Source organism: Methylobacterium sp. AC315, from assembly GCF_979253755.1.
Map to the genome: position 1 here is coordinate 1 of NZ_CEEDEA010000168.1, position 231 is coordinate 231.

1 pseudogene is annotated in these 231 nt (G+C 81.8%); it reads left to right on the forward strand.

What is annotated here, in order from left to right:
- A pseudogene (locus AC0IY0_RS29145) lies at positions 1-231 on the forward strand (glycosyltransferase family 1 protein); the annotation flags it as partial.

Consider the following 231-nt stretch of genomic DNA (forward strand, 5'->3'; position numbering starts at 1 on the left):
CCGGGGCGACAACCCGATCGCCGTGGACCCGGCGCCGGGCCCGGCGGGGCCGCCGGGGGACTTCCTGTTCGTCGGCCGGATCTCCACCGCGAAGGGCGCGCCGATCTTCGCGGAGGCCGCCCGGCGGGCCGGGGTGCGGGCGGGGGTCGTCGGCGACGCCTCCGAGCGGGCCGACCTCGCCGCCCGCTATCCCGAGGCGCGGATGCTGGGCAGGCGCGACCCCGCCGCCGG